The organism is Acetatifactor aquisgranensis (assembly GCF_943193215.1).
In the GTDB taxonomy this organism is placed as follows: domain Bacteria; phylum Bacillota; class Clostridia; order Lachnospirales; family Lachnospiraceae; genus Acetatifactor; species Acetatifactor aquisgranensis.
This window is the reverse complement of record NZ_CALPDH010000008.1, coordinates 23,882-41,542: the sequence shown is the minus strand read 5'-3', so window position 1 is coordinate 41,542 and position 17,661 is coordinate 23,882. Positions and strand designations below refer to the sequence as shown.

Genomic DNA, 17,661 nt, shown 5'->3' with positions numbered 1-17,661 from the left:
TGAGGAAATGCTGCCTGTATACATTTGCGAGGACGAGGAGAACGTCCGGGGGATTCAGAGGGAATGCCTGGAGAAACAGATTATGATAGAGGGATATGACATGGAGGTCGCCCTGTGCAGCGGCAGCCCGCTGGAGATCCTGGAGGCGGTGAGGGAGGCTCCGGGGCGGGGAATCTACTTCCTGGACGTGGAGCTGAAAGGGGAGGCCATGGACGGGTTCGCCCTGGGGCGGGAAATCAGGAAGCTGGATCCCAGGGGGTTTTTGGTGTATGTGACGGCCTATGGGAACCTGGCGTTTGAGACGTTCCGCTATCATCTGGAGGCCCTTGACTACATCGTGAAGGAGAGCAGGGAGAAGATGGAGGAGGGGCTCAGGCAGAGCCTTTTTGTGATTACCCAGCGGATGCGGGCGGAGCAGGGAGAGCGCAGGGAGTACTTTTCCGTGAAGGTGATGGATGTGGTGAAGCATGTGCCGGTGGATGAAATCCTGTTTTTTGAGGCCACGGCGCGCACCCACAGGATCGCCCTCCACGGTATGAACGACTGGTTCGACTTCATCGGGAGCCTGCGGGAGCTGGAGGGGCAGCTGGGCAGCAGGTTCCTCCGGACCCACAGGGCTTATCTGGTGAATGTGGAGCAGATTGCGGAGCTGGATCTGAAAGGGCGGGAGATACGAATGAAGAATGGGGAGAGATGCCTTTTTTCCAGGAATGTGAAAGGGGCGCTGCTGGAGAGGATGTGAGATTCCGCTCAGGCAGCGCCTCTTTCCATTCAGGCACATTTCCACACAGGCGCTGGGGCGGGTGGTAAGATATGCGCAGTGGAGATGCAAAGCGTCTGGACATAAAACCAGCCACATCTACACGAAAAAACAAAGAAAGAAGGTTATCATATGGAACAGAATGTACTGCTTTCCCTGTCCCACATTTCCAAGCGGTTCAAGACGGAACAGGCGCTGAAGGACATCAACATGACCCTGCACCAGGGCGAAATCCTGGGCTTCCTGGGGCCGTCAGGGGCGGGAAAGACCACCACGATCAAGATCATCACCGGACAGCTGCGGCAGACCTCCGGGGAGGCCAGGCTCCTGGGCACGGACTCCTCCAACATCGACGAGTCCATTTACGAAAAAATCGGCGTGGTCTCGGACAACAGCGGCATCTACAAGAAGATGACCGTATGGCAGAACCTCTATGTGTTCGCCGGGATATGGCAGGTGTCCCGGGAGAGGGTGGAGAAGGTGCTGACTCAGGTAGGGCTTGGGGAGCATAGGAACAAACCCGCCGGGAAGCTCTCCAAAGGCCAGACCCAGCGGCTTGTCCTGGCCCGGGCGGTGCTGCACAAGCCCAGGGTCTTATTCCTGGATGAGCCCACCAGCGGCCTGGATCCCTCCACCGCCGTGGCCATCCACCGGATGCTGCTGGAGCTGAAGGAGGAGGGGATGGCAATCTTCCTCACCACCCACAACATGGAGGAGGCCGCGAAGCTCTGCGACAAGGTGGCGCTCCTGCACGACGGCGAGATCGTGGAGTTCGGCTCCCCTCAGGAAATCTGCCTGAAGCACAACCGCAACAAGAAATACAGCGTGCTGCTGGAGGGCGACAGGGAGCTGGTATTGGCCCAGAATCCGGAGAACGTCCGGAAAATCGCCGGGTGGATGGAGCGGGACGAGATCATGCGGATCCATTCCTGTGAGCCCACTTTGGAGACCGTGTTCCTGGAGGTCACAGGGAAAGATCTGAATGTATGAAAAAACATATGGAAAAATCGGGAAAAAGAGTATGAAAAAACGCATGGAAAAGCTTAGGAAAAGCATATGGAAAGGAGTTTACGGACATGAATAGCTTGAATGGAAATGTGCAAACGATGGAAATGGGCGGCTGCCCCAGCGCGCAAAGGGCAGGGAATCTGCATAAACTGGCCGCGGTAGCCCGGATCAAATGGCTGTGCATCAGCCGGAATGCCATGATCATGATAGGGCCGGTGCTGGTCATCGGGATGGTGTATGTATGCAAAATCCTCTATGGAATCAATTCAGGGGGCACGCTGGTGCCGTTTCTGCGAGGGGTCCTTCTGAACATCGGAATCACCATGAACATCTGCGCGGAGGGCTTCATCATGGTGGGCACGTCCATAGCGGAGGAGAAGGAGAGCCATACGCTGCGGGTGCTGATGACATCTTCGATTACGGGGATGCAGTATTTTATCGGCAGTATCCTGTTTCCCTTTGTGATGCTGATGGCGGTGAACTACATCGTGCTCTTCATCAGCGGGATTCCCATGGACATCGTCCCCTGGATTCCCTTTTTCTTTGTGAGCATGGTGGTCTCCCTCACCAGCTGCGTGCTGGGGATGATCGTGGGAATCTGCGCCAAGAACCAGATGAACGCCAATCTGATTTCCTATCCCTTCCTGATGGTGTTCATGATGGTGCCGATATTCGGGAACATGTCGGAGGCGCTCCACAAAATCTCGGGATTCCTGTTCACCGGGGTCATGACGGGGATGACGGAATGCCTGGCGGCAGGGGAGACATATGTGATGTCGCCTTTGGACATGGCGGTGCTGTTCGGGGAGCTGCTGATCAGCGTTCTGGTATTTTTGGTGCTTTATAAGCGGAATGGGTATGAGAAAGATTAGTTTTTTTGCAATGCAGAAAACTTGTATATAATTCCTTTTTTTACAGATACTAACTCCACACCGGATGATGACAAAGCGGCTTTGGCGGTTTGTGCTTTCCAGGGCCGTTTTGCGCCGGACGTTTTCAGGCAGAAGGCTTCTGTGAAGGGACTGAAGTCGGACAGAGGTTTAGGTAAACTCGATAAATGGAGGGAATGTATTTATGAAAGCGACAGGAATTGTGAGACGAATAGATGATTTGGGCAGAATAGTCATCCCCAAGGAAATCCGCAGGACTTTGCACATCAGGGAGTCGGATCCCCTGGAGATCTTCACGGACAGGGAGGGACAGGTCATCCTGAAGAAGTATTCCCCTATCGGGGAGATGAGCACTTTCGCCAAGCAGTACGCGGAGAGCCTGGCACAGGTGTCGGGGCACGCGGCGCTGATCGCGGACAGGGACCAGTTCATCGCGGCGGCCGGGGGCTATAAGCAGATGGTGAACAAGTCCGTCAGCAGGCAGATGGAGGAGAAGATACACAACCGGGAGACCATCATGGCCACCAGGGGAGACCGCAGCTTCATCCCGGTCTGCGACGAGGGCGGGGACGAGTACCAGCACGAGGCCATCGCGCCGATCCTCTGCGAGGGGGACATCATCGGCAGCGTGGTGCTGCTCCAGAACGACAACAAGACCCGCATGGGCGAGGTGGAGCAGAAGCTTCTGCAGTCTGCCGCCGGGTTCCTGGGGAGGCAGATGGAGCAGTAAGGGCAGAACGGGCTGACGAGAGACAAAAACGCATAGGGAGCTGCCGCATGTACGATAGAAGAATCGTATGTGCGGCAGCTTTTGTCATATGAGGAACGTTCTTGCAGTAACCACGATCTGCGCACGCCCCTGACGGTTCTGAAAGGCTATGACGAGCTGCTTCAGGCTGGGGAGGACAGCCAGGTTCGAAGCGTTGCTGTCACCATGGGGAAGCATATCGCCCGCATGGAGCGCTATGTGGACAGCATGAGCCAGCTTCAGCGGCTGGAGGACAGACAGCCGGAATATCAGCGGATATCCCTTTCGGAGCTCCTGACACAGATAGAGGAAAACGCGAATATTATCTGCCGGGAAAACGACAAGAAAATCTGCCTCCGGAATCAGGCAGTCTCCGGGCATTTCCGGCTGGACGGAATGTTCCTGTCTCAGGTGTGCGGCAACCTTGTGGCAAACGCGGCCCGGTATGCGGACACCCAGGTCACGCTTATCCTGGAGGAGCGGGACGGCGGGCTGGCCCTGACGGTGGCCGATGACGGCCCCGGGTTCGACGGGAAGATGCTCCGGGAGGCATGGAACTCCTATGTCACGGGGGAGGAAAGGCGGGAGGAGCATTTCGGGCTGGGGCTTTATATCTGTAGGCTGCTCAGCGAGCGCCACGGCGGGTGGCTGAAGGTGGAGAACGGCGCCAGCGGCGCAAAAGTGACGGCTTTTTTCAAAAACGGGCCACTGGGGGCCAACGGTGCGGGGAAGACCACGCTGATGCGTCTGCTGTGCGCCCTGCAGCGCCCCACGGAGGGGCGGATACTGCTGGATGGGAAAAACATAGAGAAGCTGGGGGAGGGGTACCGCGGTCTGCTGGGGTATCTGCCCCAGGGCTTTGGATACTATCCTGATTTTCGGGCGATCGATTTCCTGCGGTACATCGCCGCCCTGAAAGGGCTGGAAGGAAAGGCCGGGGAGCGGAGGGCCTGGGAGCTTCTGGAGGAGGTGGGCCTTTCCTGTGAGGCCAGGCACCGGATAAAGACCTTTTCGGGCGGCATGAAGAAGCGGCTGGGGATTGCCCAGGCCATGCTCAACGACCCGCGGATCTTGATTCTGGACGAACCTACCACAGGGCTTGACCCCAAGGAAAGGGTGCGCTTCCGCAACCTGATCAGCGCGTTTTCCAAGGGGCGGATCGTCATCCTGTCCACCCACATCGTGTCGGATGTGGAGTTCATCGCGGAGCGGATTCTGGTGATGAAATCCGGGCAGATCGTCCACTGCGGCAGGCCCGGCGAGATTATCTCGGAAATCCAGGGGCAGGTGTGGGAATGTGCAGTCCCCGCCGGGCATGCGGACAGGTATGTGGCGGAGCTGAACGTAAGCAATCTGCGCAATGAGCGGGACGGACGCACCGTGCTGCGGGTGATTGCCGGGGAACGGCCTATGGGGAATGCGAGGTTAGTTGAGCTTGGCGGCTGGTTTTTCTGCGGGCGGTCAGTCCAAAATCTGAAGAAGTACCGCCGAAGCATCTATTGCCACCTTCCCAAATAAGGAATATAATGGAACCATAGAGACAGACATGAGGCTTGGGCACGGAGACCGGACTCTGCCAGGGGAAGGGCAGCCGTGCCGGAACGGGTAAATGTATAAGGAATGTATCAGGATGGAGGAGCGAGTATGCAGGAAACGATTCGGGAAGCTGTGTTGCAATGTTATGGGGTTCCGCCCGGGAACGTCAGGAGCCTGGGCGGCGGATTCTATGGGAGGGTCTTTCTGGTCTCGCTGGAGACGGAGCCTTTTTCCGTGGTTCTGAAGCTGTACCTGTTCCCGGGGCTTGCGGCCAGGGAGGCCGAGCAGACCAGGCTGCTGTCGGAGCATTCCCTGCTGAAGATGCCGCGTATCTATAAGGTGCTGGAGAAGGAGCAGACAGGACTGCCCATGGACGCGCTTTTCATGGAATACATAGAGGGAGTAAATGCCGGTGACTTCGATGCCGCCGAGCTGCCGGAGACGGCCAGGGAAGCTATCGGTGAAAGCATCGTGGACAACCTGATTGGGTACCACCGGGTGGTGAACCCCGAAGGGTTCGGCATCCTGTCCTCCGGGAGGTATTGCCCCAGCTGGCAGGAGTATTATTATCCAATCGCCCGGGGCATTGTGGAAAAGGCCGGGCGGCTTCGGGAGAAAGGGCAGATTTCGGATCAGGTGATGGAGACCTTCCGGCGGTCCATAGAGCAGTTCCGCAATATTTTCCATTTGCCCATTACCCGGGCCAGGCTGATACACGGGGACTACAATACCTGGAACGTGATGCTGGACAGGGACAGGAGCCGGGCGGTGGCCGTGATCGATCCGTTCCACTGCTGCTGGGCGGACAGCGAGTTCGACCTGTATCAGCTGGACAATGCCAACGGCAAGGGCTACGGCCTGCTGGAAAGATATTCCCGGAAGATGCCCCTGAGCGGGAACTTTCAGGCAAAGCGGCGCTTTTACGAGCTCTACACGGAAGTGAGCCATTATCATGACGCCCGGGTAGAGGTGAATTTGGAGGCTGTGGAAGCCCTGGCAGAACGGTTGAACGATGTGCTGCAGGCGCAATATCGATAAAAACAAGAGAGGATTCCTTACAGAATCAGCTGATACACCGAGAACAGGCCGTCGATATGGCTGTAATAAGGCAGGACGCAGCGGAACAGGCTGTAGAGGAAAGCCAGCAGCACATAAGCCATGATGCCGGCACAGAACAGTTTCCCGAGTACTGCTCCTGAGGGCCTGGATATCCATTTTTCCAGCAGGCCGCACAGCTTTTGCACGCCCGTTGTCACGACATACATGAACGGTATCAGCACCGGCAGGATATATCTTCCCTGAGGCTGGAAATCCCATGTGTAAGAGTAAAAGATACTCAGGCCTATGGTAATCAGGCTAAACAGCGCCATGCCGATATAAATGAGCAGCCTTGCCTTTCTGCCGCCTTTCTGCAGGCTTTTTCCCGGATTGGCCCACTCGCTTTTTTCTGCGGGGCACCAGAACCGCTTCGGGAGGAACAGGGCTGCCGCACAGGCCGCCAGCCAGAAGTATCCGTAGAAATGGTAAATCAGCCTGTGGGTGGGGATGCCCATGGCCCCGAACATGGCGATGAAGCTTTTAAAGACGAGAGTGATATAGGATGTCCCGAAAAGCATGTCCGTCAGGGGGATGCCGGCATTCAGATAGGTAAAGCGCGTCAGCGGATTAAAGTCCTCCGTGGCGGTCTGGATGGAGCATTCACGCCTGGCATTCATGGCGATGATGTCGCCGTCATAGAGAAGACCATTGCGTATGAACCACCAGCTGATGCCGGCCAGCACGATGACAGAGATGAAGATGCCCTTGCCCAGCAGGGGGCCCCATTCTATCCATAAGCCTGTCTTCCCGGCAGCTGCGCCATGGGCGTTCTGCGTGCCTGCGTGCTTTCCGATGTGCACATAGTTCAGGGCAAAGACGAGTATGGCTGCCAGGATGATGCCATAGGCATTGTAATAGGACATGGCGCAGAGAATGATGCCGACTGCAAGCAGAATGCAGTCTTTTCTGTCATATCCGGTCCTTTGGGCGCGCAGCAGCGCCAGGCATATGACGGCTACCGCCAGCATGGCCATGGAGTCCGTGTTGATATAGGAATGCAGGAAGATGTTCTGCGGCAGGAACACGGTCATGACGGTGAAAGTCCACTGCAGATAAGGATTTTCCCACAATTCCCTGGATATCTGGCGCACAAAATAGGCCATAAGGACGCCGAACACCACATTCACCATTCTGGCCGATACCAAAAGCACATAGCTGTCTGTGGTGAACAGCTTCAGAAAACGCAGCAGAAATCCCTGTATGATATAGGTCAGCATAGGCTGAAAGGCATAAGACGCCCCATATCCGTCCAGCAATACCTCCGGGTCTGCCCCATGGGGCAGATATCCGTGCCTGCATATGAAGCTCACCACCTTGAAGCGATTGACCTCGTCGGGCGGTTCGCCGTAGGACTGCACCATGGCAAAACAGGTGATTGCCGCGAACACTGACAGATAAAATAAGATTTCCGGTACGAGGAAAGTTTTTTTCCCGTTGTTGTGTGATTTCATGGATTGCCTGCTTTCCTTTCTCTTTGGCATGGTAGACTTATTTCCCGCTCATTTCCTCCAGAAGCCGGATTTTGGTGTCATACAGCTTCTGGGACAGGTCCACATATACCTCGTGGGGATTCACCAGACGTTTGGTCTCCTCCCAGAGAGTGTCCAGCTCCCGCTGGCAGTAGGCTCTGATATCCATGACCTTGGGCGAAGTGTAGCAGCACTTGCCGTTCCTGAAAATCTGCTCCATCAGGGGGCGCAGGCGATAGGTGCCGCCTGCCAGCTTTGTCTTCTTCCAGGGTTCCAGGGAGTCGAAGAGCACCAGGTCATCCTCCGCTCGGTATTCCTCCTCAGCCAGGCAGATCAGATCGGCCTTGATTTTTCCGGTATCTTTCTCATAGATGCGGTATATCTTTTTGTCTCCCGGATTGGTAATCTTTTCACTGTTTTCCGATAATTTGATTTTGGGGACGAAATGCCCGTCCGCGCCCCGGATGGCCGCCAGCTTGTAGACGCCGCCGAAAGAGGGATTGTCTTTAGAAGTAATCAGGTTGGTGCCCACGCCCCAGGAGGTGATGGCGGCTCCCTGGGCTTTCAGGCTGTCGATCAGGTATTCGTCCAGGTCGTTGGAGGCAGAGATGACCGCATCGGGGAATCCGGCTCCGTCCAGCATCTTCCTGGCCTGTTTGGACAGATAGGCCAGATCGCCGCTGTCCAGGCGGATGCCGTAGAAGCTTAAGGGAACGCCCGCCTCCCGCATTTCCGTAAAGACACGTATGGCATTGGGGACGCCGGATTTCAGAGTATCATAAGTATCCACCAGCAGGATGCAGGCGGTGGGGTACATGTCCGCGTAAGTCTTGAAAGCGGTATATTCGTCCGGAAAGCTCATAATCCAGCTGTGGGCGTGGGTGCCCTTGACCGGCACATCGAAGAGCTGGCCGCAGAGCACGTTGCTGGTGCCGATGCAGCCGCCGATCATGGCAGCCCTGGCCCCGTACGTGCCGGCGTCCGGCCCCTGGGCCCTGCGCAGGCCGAATTCCATGATACCGTCCCCCTTGGCGGCATAGCAGACCCTGGCCGCCTTGGTGGCAATCAGGCTCTGGTGGTTGATAATGTTCAGGATGGCGGTCTCCACCAGCTGGGCCTCCATGATAGGCGCTATCACCTTGATGACAGGCTCTCTGGGGAACATGACGGTGCCCTCCGGTATGGCGTAGATATCGCCGGAGAACCGGAATGTGCTTAAGTATTCCAGGAAATCCTCCCGGAAGAGCCCTAAGGAAGCCAGATATTCGATGTCCTCCCGGTTAAACCGCAGCTCCTCGATGTACCGGATGACCTGGTCCAGGCCGGCGGAGATGGCGTATCCGCCGCTGCAGGGATTGGTGCGGTAAAAAGCGTCGAAGATGACCGTCTCATTGCGGTCCTTGTGCATGAAATAACCCTGCATCATGGTGAGCTCGTACAGGTCTGTCATTAATGTAAGATTCTGTCTGTCCAAAGTTTCCTCTCTTTCTGCCATGGGAAAGGCTCATGGCGGCAGATGGCCCCACAGTATGTGTCGATTTTTTCCCATCATATAGCATTTGGGCGGGAATTGCAAGGGGAAGTTCTGGCGGCAAAACGGTGTTGCTTTGCATGACAGTTTATAAGTTTAACCTGATTGAGCTGTTGCCCCCCGGATTTGCTGTTGAATATTTGGAGGAAATGTGGTATGATAAGAAAGTATTTTGGTTTGGACAAAATAAATGGAATGCAATGCATCCGTGCACGAAAATCCGTCTCGCAGCCGTGGAATCCGGCATCTTGCCGCGCTGGAAAGGATTCGTTCCAGAGAGGGTTGCAAGTCGGCCGGGACGTTAGGAAAACCGGGGGATGGAAAGAATGGATGAGATACAGAACGGTCTGAAGCAGATTCTGTGCGAACTGCTGAAAGATATGGAAATCCGGGAAAGTATAGCGGAAATCGCGAGGAAGGACAGGGAGCAGGAAGAGGAATTCCGGAAAATAGCCGAAGTGCTGGAGGAAGAAAAAAGGCTTCTGTACCGCCAACTGGAGGAAGCGCAGACCGAATGCGGGAAGCTGCGCGAAGAGTGCCGCAGGCTGATGGAAGAAAACAGGGAAGCCCGCGCCTCCAGGGAAGAAGCGTACCGCATGCTCCGCGGCCGGGAAAAGGACTTCGCGCCGCTGGAAGATATAAAAGAAATCTGGAATGGAATCTCAGGATTGGACGAGAGCCAGAGATTGTACCTGAAGAACCTGTGCGGCTCATGGGACGTGAAGTCCTTTGTGGCTTTGGGAAAGGATAAGAACGGAATCAGGCAGCTGTGGAATTTCATCAGGGACGAAATCATGAATTCGGACAGAAAACCGGAGAACATCCGGGTGCTGTCGGAATATTTTGATTTTTGCATCAGCGTTTATAATATGACCAATATCAGAAAAGAGCGTTATGATAGAATCGAAGTGCCTATAGGCGAGGAATTTGATTCGAGACAGTGGATCAAGACATCGGAAAGCGTAGTGAACGGAGTGGTCATGGCGGTTCTTTTGAATGGCTATAGTACAGAGGACGATGCCATAAAGCCTATAGTGGTGGTACAATAGGGCGGAATCCGAGGGCAGCTGCTGTGCGCCCGGTGGGGGAGGCCTGTGTTTTTGTGCGAGGAATGGATTTTTACTGACTGAGAAAGGAGTATGGATATAAATTATGGGCAACAAATGGAGCATTGCGGAAAGACCCGGAATATGTGAAAGATGCCGTCAACTGGAAACTATCGCACAGAAAATATTTCAATCGCCGAAAGTCTGGACCAATGGATTCATCCGGCTGGTGAGCCTGGAGGGGACATGGTATTACCACAGGGGAACAGGTATTTTTGTTCCGGTGGAACAGGGGTATCTGGAACATGCGTTCGGCACGGATGGAAAGCCGGAGAAAGGCGTAATCCGCCTGAAGACAGGAAATCTGGACTGGGATTATCTGGATGACCTGGAAGCGCAGCAGATTCTGCCGAACCTGGCCGGCCTGAATCTGCCGAAGGTTTCCGGCAAGCACAACCTGAGCGAAATCTGCCAGACCGCAACTATTTTCTTAAAGGGCGGAAAGGTATATGACGGAAAATGCAGGGGCATACGTTTTCTGCAGAATAATGAGAAGGCGACAGTCCTGCAGATCTGTCATGTCGAGAATGCATACAGCGGGAGAGTACATAAAGACCAGAAAAGCGATTCATGGCGTTACGATATCTATCTCTGGGCGAGGATTGGCGTGGTTCCGGCTGTATTGTGCAATATCAAGGAATGCTGGAATACAATACAGTTTTTGAGAGATAATTTTAATGACATTGATTTTACGGATTACGTCCTGCAAGGGGAGAAGACGGAAAGCGGGACGGTACCGGAATCCGCGGGGGCGGTTAGTGAGGCGGCCTCGGCGGATAAGAATATGGCCGGAGCGGCAGAAGCAAAGCTGAGGGATGGCACCGCCCTGAAGCCGGAGGAGAAAGCGCAGCCGGAATCTGCAGAGGCGGCAGTGCCGGGGTCTGCTGCGGAGCCGGAGTCCCGGGAGGAGCTGGAGCCGGCAATGGCAGAGGCCGAAGTTCGGGAGGAGACGGAATCTCGAGAGGAGCTGAAGTCAGCGGAAACGAGGCCTGCTGTGGAGCCGGAATCCCGAGAGGAGCCGAAGTCAGCAGTGCCGCAGCTTTCTGCAGAAGCCAAAGCCCGGGAGGAGTCAAAAGCAGCAGAGCCAGGGCCTGCTATGGGGCCGGAATCCCGAGAGGAGCCGAAGTCAGCAGCGTTGCAGTCCTTTGCAGAAGTCGAAGCTCGGGAGGAGCCGAAAGCCGTAGAGTCGGAGTCTGCTGTGGAGTCGGAATCCCGAGAAGAGCCGAAGTCAGCAGTGCCGCAGTCCTTTGCAGAAGCCAAAGCCCGAGAGGAGTCGAAAGCTGTAGAGGCTGAGATTTCCATGGGGACAGAATCCCAAAAGGAGGAGCCGGGGGCGGCAATGCCGAAATCCCAAGGGGAAGCCGCAGGACAAGCGCAAAGGAAAGGCTTCGGAGAGGATAAAGCGGTATCCGAATCGATTGTTGAGTCCAGGGAAGTCGCTGGGCTGAAGTCGGAAAAGCAGAAGGAACCAGGGATTCCTGTGAGCCCGGAAATCGCTGCGGAGCCAGGGATAGCTGAGAATCCGGAAGCCGCTGCAGAGTCGGGTATCCTGGAAGAGCCAGCGGAGGCACCCCGGACGGATCGGAAGAAACCCGCAGCCACAGAAGAGGAAAAGGGAGTCAATCCCGCAGAGCCGGAATGCTCTGAGGAACAGAGCGTTCCCGGCAGGGAAGAAACCACCGAAGGGCAGGACGGCCAGGAATCGGAGAGACAGACAGAACAAAGTGGGAGAGTAGAGGAAATGGGGATTGTGCGGGGACAGGACGAAATACAGCAGTTGCTGGATTGCGATAAGAACAGATGTCGTTTGGAGCCCTATGATAAGGACATATTGTATGATATCATAAGGGGGCATTGGGAATTAGTCCAGGAAGGGGAAAAGTATTGCGATGACAGCGGGCAGGAACTGATACCCAGGGATCCGAGGCTGGATATCAGGGAGGGCGTCATAGGCATCGACTTTGGGACCAAGAGCACCGTAGTGGTTCGGCAGGACGCCACCAACCGGATTGTCCCGCTTCGCATCGGTACGGGAAATCTCAGCAGCGAAGTGAAAGAGGAGGATTTTGAAAATCCTTCCATCATTGAATTCATAAATGTGGAGAAATTCCTGGAGGACTATCAGAAAGAAGCCGGAAGGCCCCATACTTCCTGCAACGATGTCCTCGTCTCCTACGATGCGTACGAGGATTTCCGGAACTGCAAACCGGAGGACTTCTGTGCGTATTTCAGGGAACTGAAGCAGTGGGCAAACCGCGAAAAAGGAAATGTGGTCGTCAAGGACAAGCAGAAAGCGGAGTACACCCTGGGCGCGAAAATAGAAGAAGCCGCATGCGTAGTCAACCCCATTGAGCTCTACGCCTACTATATCGGTCTTGCCATCAACAATATGCGCAATGGCATCTATTTGAAATACCTGATGACCTTTCCTGTGGGGTATGCGAAGGAGACAAGGGATTTCATCGCCGAGAGCTTTTATGAAGGCATCAAGAAGTCGCTGCCCTCCAGTGTCATAAACGACAGGGAGTGCATGGAGCAGTTCAAAGTGGAGCTGGGCATCAGCGAACCGGCGGCATATGCCGTCACGGCACTGGAACAGAGCAATCTGGAGCCTGAGGACGAGACACAGCGGAGGATGTACGGAATCTTCGACTTCGGCGGAGGCACCACGGACTTTGACTTCGGCATCTGCCGGGGAGCCACGGAGGAAGAGTACGAAGAAGAGGCGTATGACTACGTACTGGAATGCTTCGGGGCGGACTCCGATGTGACGCTGGGAGGTGAGAACATACTGGAGCTGATAGCATACCAGGTCTATCAGAGGAACCTGGACATGCTCCGTGAGAAGAAAATTACCTTAACGCTGCCTCTGGGGGAGAAAGGCTTTGCGGGAAGCGAGACGCTGCTGATTAATTCCCAGATTGCCAGGAGAAACATGGCGATTCTGAAGGAAGAGCTTCGCCCCCTGTGGCACCAGGAGCAGGGATGGAGGAAGAAGTATCAGCTGGAGGGCGATTCCCAGAATGAGGTGGACAAAGAGGGGATGGTAGTTTCCCTGTACAATATGGACGGCGAGCCGGTGCCCCAGTGCGTCCTGGAGTTTTCCAGCCAGGAGCTGATGGAGATACTGAAGAACCGGATACAGAAGGGGATAGACAGCTTTTTCCAGTGCATGATCAAAGTATTCCAGAACAGAGAGGATGTCACGGCGGAGGATGATATCATTTATATTTTCCTGGCAGGGAATGCCAGCAAGTCCGTCTTCGTAAGGGAACTGTTCCAGAGGAAGATAGAGGAATATTACTCCAAATCCAAGAAGATGTCCGAGGGGATGGGAAATGTATCTTTCGTGCTGATCGATCCCCTGACCGGAGAAAACGAAAGAGGCGGCGGATATGTGCCGAACGCCAAGACCGGCGTGGCATACGGCCTGTTGAAGAGCAGGGACGGAAGTTCCATTAAGATAATCAAGAACCATGAAACCGACGCCCTGCAGCAGTCCCGTTTCCACTACTATCTGGGCAGAGACCACAGGCACTGCTTTGACTGCAGATTCTCTCCCGCGGAGATTGCATATAAGAAATGGGTTCCGTTCCAGAAGGCGTCAAAGAGCGTGGTGCGCGTCTACTACACCAACAATCCCATGGCGGACTCCAAGATGGAACAGCTGCCCGTCGCGGATGTCCCTTATAAGGAGATCAGCATTGATGTGACAGAGGGAGCCTCCCTTTTCATACGGACTGTAGAGCCGGATGTGGTGGAATACGCAGTAGCGAAGGACGCGGAGGACATCTCGGAGAACGAAATCCGGAAATGCCTTTTTGACTGAGAGGGCATGCATGCATGCCGCTGCCCGCCGTGCTGTGAGCGGGAAAACGGGGCAAGCCCTTGACAAATAAAAAAGCCTTGGCTATAATAGCTAAAGCAAGAACCAAAAGACAGACAGCAAATGCCATGACGAAGAGAGTAACTGTTCCGGGAAAGCCCCAGCGAGCCGGTGAGGGTGTGAGACCGGCGCCAGTAGAGGGACAGCGAAAATCACTTCCGAGCAGCCGGGACAAAAGGATGGCGCAGGCGCGCCCCCAGTAGCCGCGGACGGCATCCCGCCGTTAGAAGGGAGACGCATGACTTCCGCGTGGGCTTCCATGCAGGAAAGTGCGGTGTAACAGGTGGTGAAACGAATGCGCAGGCTTCGTCCTATTACGGGACGGAGCCTTTTTGTATGAAAACAGTCAAAGAAAAGCCCCGCCAGGGCGACCACCAAAATCCAGAATCAGGAAAATCAGGAGAAACAGGAAAGGAAGCGCGACAATGTACAAACAGGTTTCAGCAAACGTAAGCACGGTAGAACGTGAAAAAGAAGTAGAGAAATTCTGGCGGGAGAACCAGATTTTCCAGAAGAGCATCGACAGCCGCAGGGAAGGCCCGGTCTACACCTTCTACGACGGCCCGCCCACGGCCAACGGCAAGCCCCACATCGGCCATGTGGAGACCCGCACCATCAAGGACATGATCCCCAGATACCGCACCATGAAAGGCTGCATGGTGCCCCGGAAAGCCGGCTGGGACACCCACGGCCTGCCCGTGGAACTGGAGGTGGAGAAACTCTTAGGGCTGGACGGCAAGGAGCAGATTGAGGAGTACGGCCTGGCTCCTTTCATCGACAAGTGCAAGGAGAGCGTCTGGAAATACAAGGGCATGTGGGAGGAATTCTCCGGCTCCGTAGGTTTCTGGGCGGACATGGACGACCCTTACGTGACCTACCATGACGACTACATCGAGTCCGAGTGGTGGGCCCTGAAGACCATCTGGGACAAAGGGCTCCTGTACAAGGGCTTCAAAATCGTGCCCTACTGCCCCCGCTGCGGCACTCCTCTGTCCAGCCACGAGGTGGCCCAGGGCTACAAGGCGGTGAAAGAGCGCTCCGCCATAGCCAGGTTCAAGTGCGTGGGCGAGGATGCCTTTTTCCTGGCATGGACTACGACCCCGTGGACATTGCCCTCCAACGTGGCTCTGTGTGTGAACCCGGACGAGACCTATGTAAAGGTAAAAGCCGCGGACGGCTACACCTATTACATGGCCCAGGCCCTGCTGGACACCGTCCTGGGCAGCCTGGCGGAAGAGGGGAAGGAAGCCTACGAGGTTCTGGAGACCTGCAAGGGAACCGACCTGGAATACAAGGAGTACGAGCCGCTGTTCGCCTGCGCGGGGGAGGAGGCTTCCCGGCAGAACAAGAAGGCCCACTACGTGACATGTGACACCTATGTCACAATGTCCGACGGTACCGGCATCGTGCACATCGCTCCCGCTTTCGGTGAAGACGACGCAAATGTAGGCAGAAAATACGGCCTGCCTTTGGTGCAGTTCGTGGACGGCAAAGGCCATATGACCGCAGAGACCCCCTATGCCGGGAAATTCGTCAAGGACGCGGATCCGGATATCATCCGGGATCTGGACAAGGAGGGGAAACTGTTCTCCGCGCCGAAATTCGAGCACGATTACCCTTTCTGCTGGCGCTGCGACACGCCCCTGATCTATTACGCCAGAGAGTCCTGGTTCATCAAGATGACTGCGGTGAAGGACGACCTGGTGCGCAACAACAAGACCATCAACTGGATTCCGCCCACCATCGGCGAGGGGCGTTTCGGCAACTGGCTGGAGAACATCCAGGACTGGGGCATCTCCAGGAACCGCTACTGGGGCACGCCCCTGAACATCTGGGAGTGCCAGTGCGGCCACACGGAATCCGTGGGCAGCAGGGAAGAACTTGTGACTTTGACCGGGGACGAGAAAGCCAGGACAGTGGAGCTGCACCGCCCCTACATCGATGAAGTGACCTTCCCCTGCCCCAAATGCGGCAAGACCATGAAGCGTGTGCCGGAGGTGATCGACTGCTGGTTCGACTCCGGGGCCATGCCCTTTGCCCAGCACCACTATCCTTTTGAGAACAAAGACTTGTTCGAGCAGCAGTTCCCGGCGAACTTCATCTCCGAGGCCGTGGACCAGACCAGAGGATGGTTCTACTCCCTGTTAGCGGAGTCCACCCTGCTCTTCAACAAGGCCCCTTACGAGAATGTCATCGTGCTGGGGCTGGTGGCGGACGAGGACGGCCAGAAGATGAGCAAGTCCAAGGGCAACGTGGTGGATCCTTTCGAGGCCCTGGCCCAGTACGGCGCGGACGCCATCCGGTGGTACTTCTACACCAGCGCCGCCCCCTGGCTGCCCAAGCGCTTCTCCGGCAAGACCGTGCTGGAGGGACAGCACAAGTTCCTGGATAAGCTCTGGAACACCTATACTTTCTTCGTGCTGTACGCCAACATCGACGGGTTCGATGCGTCAAAATATACATTGGAATACGAAAAACTGCCCGTGATGGACAAGTGGCTTCTGTCCAGGCTGAACACCGTGGTGGGACAGGTGGACGCGGATCTGGACAAATACCGCATCCCCGAGGCCGCCAAGGCGCTGCAGGACTTCGTGGAGGAGATGAGCAACTGGTACGTGCGCCGCAGCCGTGAGCGCTTCTGGGCAAAAGGCATGGAACAGGACAAAATCAACGCCTACATGACCCTGCACACGGCGCTGGTGACAGTGTGCAAGGCCGCCGCCCCGATGATTCCCTTCATGACAGAGGAAATCTACCGGAACCTGGTGTGCTCCTGCGACGCTTCCGCGCCGGAGAGCGTCCATCTGTGCGATTTCCCGACTGCGGAAGAACGTTTCATCGACAAGAAGCTGGAGGCGGACATGGAGGAGGTGCTGGAGGCCGTGGTATTGGGCCGCGCCTGCCGGAATGCCGCCGCAATCAAGAACCGCCAGCCCATCGCCAGGATGTACGTGAAGATGGGAGCCGGCGGACAGAACGGCTCCGCAGCCGCAGCAGACTCCGCTAAGGGAACCGTGGGCCTGGACAGCTTCTACACCACCATCATCCAGGACGAGCTGAACGTAAAGGAAGTAGTCTACACCGAAGACGTGCGGGACTACACCACCTACACCTTCAAGCCCCAGCTGCGCACGGTAGGCCCCAAGTACGGCAAGCAGCTGGGCGGCATCCAGAAGACCCTGGCCGCCCTGGACGGCAACGCCGCCATGGACGAGCTGAACAAAGAAGGAAAGCTTAGCTTCGAGGTGAACGGGGTAAACGTGGAACTGACAAAAGATGACCTGTTAATCGATATGACCCAGAAGCCGGGCTACGTGTCCCAGGAGAACGGGAAGATGACCGTAGTGCTGGACACCAACCTGACGGAAGAGCTGATCGAGGAGGGCTTCGTCTACGAGCTGATCAGCAAGATTCAGACCATGCGCAAGGACGCAGGCTTCGAAGTCATGGACCACATCAAAGTGTCCGTCAACAGAAACGGGAAACTCAGCGCCATCGCCGCCCGCAACAAGGACTCCATCTCCGGAAAGGTGCTGGCCGAGGAGCTGACATCCGGAGCCGACTTCGCCGTGGCGAAGGAATGGAACGTGAACGGCGAGAAGGTCACCATCGCTGTGGAGAAAGTGTGA

General features: G+C 55.9%; 12 protein-coding genes. 10 read left to right on the top strand and 2 right to left on the bottom strand.

What is annotated here, in order from left to right; genetic code table 11:
• The first annotated feature begins 7 nt into the window (after positions 1-7).
• The 6 genes from NFS35_RS08645 (at position 8) to NFS35_RS08620 (ending at position 5,980) form a co-directional block, all read left to right on the top strand.
• Entirely contained in the window at positions 8-742 is a 735-nt protein-coding gene (locus NFS35_RS08645) for a LytR/AlgR family response regulator transcription factor (protein WP_251206730.1), read from the top strand.
• Positions 743-892: 150 nt separating this feature from the next.
• Entirely contained in the window at positions 893-1,750 is an 858-nt protein-coding gene (locus tag NFS35_RS08640; RefSeq protein ID WP_251206729.1) for an ABC transporter ATP-binding protein, read from the top strand.
• 86 nt (positions 1,751-1,836) lie between these two features.
• Complete coding sequence (locus NFS35_RS08635; RefSeq protein ID WP_251206728.1) at positions 1,837-2,640, top strand: ABC transporter permease; 804 nt, start codon at positions 1,837-1,839, stop codon at positions 2,638-2,640.
• 202 nt (positions 2,641-2,842) lie between these two features.
• A complete protein-coding gene (spoVT, locus tag NFS35_RS08630) occupies positions 2,843-3,388 on the top strand; it encodes a stage V sporulation protein T (RefSeq protein WP_251206727.1) in 546 nt (181 codons plus the stop codon).
• Between the two features lie 69 nt (positions 3,389-3,457).
• Positions 3,458-4,924, top strand: coding sequence for an ATP-binding cassette domain-containing protein (locus tag NFS35_RS08625; RefSeq protein WP_251206726.1), 1,467 nt, complete (start codon positions 3,458-3,460; stop codon positions 4,922-4,924).
• A 126-nt stretch (positions 4,925-5,050) separates the two neighbouring features.
• Positions 5,051-5,980, top strand: a complete 930-nt coding sequence (locus tag NFS35_RS08620) for a phosphotransferase (protein ID WP_251206725.1) — start codon at positions 5,051-5,053, stop codon at positions 5,978-5,980.
• 17 nt (positions 5,981-5,997) lie between these two features.
• Here NFS35_RS08620 and NFS35_RS08615 read toward each other — a convergent pair whose 3' ends face one another.
• Together NFS35_RS08615 and NFS35_RS08610 are read right to left on the bottom strand one after the other, a co-directional pair.
• Positions 5,998-7,491 carry a hypothetical protein gene (locus NFS35_RS08615; RefSeq protein ID WP_251206724.1) on the bottom strand — a complete coding sequence of 498 codons (1,494 nt, stop codon included), beginning with the start codon at positions 7,489-7,491 and terminating at the stop codon, positions 5,998-6,000.
• Between the two features lie 37 nt (positions 7,492-7,528).
• A complete protein-coding gene (locus NFS35_RS08610) occupies positions 7,529-8,983 on the bottom strand; it encodes a nicotinate phosphoribosyltransferase (protein ID WP_251206845.1) in 1,455 nt (484 codons plus the stop codon).
• Between the two features lie 32 nt (positions 8,984-9,015).
• Here NFS35_RS08610 and NFS35_RS08605 point away from each other — a divergent pair, with 32 nt between their 5' ends.
• The 4 genes from NFS35_RS08605 to ileS all read left to right on the top strand — a co-directional run bounded on the left by NFS35_RS08605 (position 9,016) and on the right by ileS (position 17,661).
• Positions 9,016-9,345 carry a hypothetical protein gene (locus NFS35_RS08605; RefSeq protein WP_251206723.1) on the top strand — a complete coding sequence of 110 codons (330 nt, stop codon included), beginning with the start codon at positions 9,016-9,018 and terminating at the stop codon, positions 9,343-9,345.
• Between the two features lie 12 nt (positions 9,346-9,357).
• The gene (locus NFS35_RS08600) at positions 9,358-10,089 is read left to right on the top strand and encodes a hypothetical protein (protein ID WP_251206722.1); all 732 of its coding nucleotides are present in this window, start codon (positions 9,358-9,360) and stop codon (positions 10,087-10,089) included.
• Positions 10,090-10,192: 103 nt separating this feature from the next.
• Positions 10,193-13,975 carry a hypothetical protein gene (locus tag NFS35_RS08595; protein ID WP_251206721.1) on the top strand — a complete coding sequence of 1,261 codons (3,783 nt, stop codon included), beginning with the start codon at positions 10,193-10,195 and terminating at the stop codon, positions 13,973-13,975.
• 482 nt (positions 13,976-14,457) lie between these two features.
• Complete coding sequence (ileS, locus tag NFS35_RS08590) at positions 14,458-17,661, top strand: isoleucine--tRNA ligase (RefSeq protein WP_251206720.1); 3,204 nt, start codon at positions 14,458-14,460, stop codon at positions 17,659-17,661.